The organism is Neglectibacter sp. X4 (genome assembly GCF_009917365.1).
Taxonomy (GTDB): Bacteria; Bacillota; Clostridia; order Oscillospirales; family Acutalibacteraceae; genus Acutalibacter.
Genome location: NZ_QWLE01000171.1, coordinates 1 through 1,040 on the forward strand (window position 1 = coordinate 1; position 1,040 = coordinate 1,040).

At 38.5% G+C, this 1,040-nt stretch carries 1 protein-coding gene; it reads right to left on the minus strand.

Annotated features, from left to right (window positions below; genetic code table 11):
- Window positions 1–52 precede the first annotated feature (52 nt).
- Window positions 53–733, minus strand: coding sequence for a hypothetical protein (locus D1841_RS17475; RefSeq protein WP_160201667.1), 681 nt, complete (start codon window positions 731–733; stop codon window positions 53–55).
- Window positions 734–1,040 lie beyond the last annotated feature (307 nt).

Consider the following 1,040-nt stretch of genomic DNA (forward strand, 5'->3'; position numbering starts at 1 on the left):
AAGGGACTGACTCATCTTGAGCCGGTCCCTTTTAATGTTGTCATTCATATGTTTATGCGGCGAGTTCGCCTTCATTTTCGAAGAAGTAAACAGTAACGATTTTCTTATAAAGACGTTCGTGCTTTTCAAAGTAGAGTTCGATTTCTGTTTCCTCTCCGGAATAATAATCCTCTGGCGCAAGCAGACAGGTTACGGTGATCGGATACCAGCCTGTGTCATTGGCATCCTCAATTTCTAGTTCGATATAGTAATCGTCATAAGCTAAGGTTAAATCGTCCTCAGTATTAATTCCTTTGACATAAATCTTAAAGGACGGATTTTCCGGCGTCAGGTTAAAGTATTCTTTCGATACCCGGATTTCTCCAGCGAAACTGATTTTGCCGGACTTAGGGATGCTCATTTTGCTGTTATATTTGGAAGACTTACCGAGTGCTTTAACCTTATAGTAGTAGGTCTTGTTATTATCAACGGTTTTGTCGTTGTAGTAGGTTCTGGTAGTAGTAGCGATTTTTTTATAAGTGCCGCTCTTGGACGTGGCGCGGTAAACATTGTATTTGACTGCCTTGGTGCGTTTGCTCCATGAAACTTTCAGGTAATTGTCGTCTATGTTCTTTACGGTGACGGTAGGCTTGGTGATTGGAGTCTGCTTGGACGTGGCGGCAAAGGACAGTGATGTGGTTGCCATCATAACGATTAAAAGCAGTCCAATTAAACGAAATACTTTCTTTTTCATTGCAATCTTGTCCTTTCTTTAATTTTACATGATTTTCTAAATTTTACCATAGACAGGGCGGTTTGTCCAGTAGGAGAAGATAAAAACGGTTAGAAATTTTATGGAAATATGAAATAGTTATCGTTGAAAAATAATGGGTCAAATTGGTTTTTATAAAAAAATGTAAAATTTTTTTGAGAAAATATAACCAAAACTACTGGAAACTTCGTCAAGATGTGCTAATCGTATGATTGTAATTTAAAAGGCAAAATCGTTGTGAGGCGATGCTGGCAAGCATTGGTATTATACGTGCTTTGTAGAAATGCGG

Excerpts from the sequence above, each read along its gene's own strand:
- D1841_RS17475 (WP_160201667.1), bottom strand. The coding sequence starts at position 733 with ATGAAAAAGAAAGTATTTCGTTTAATTGGACTGCTTTTAATCGTTATG.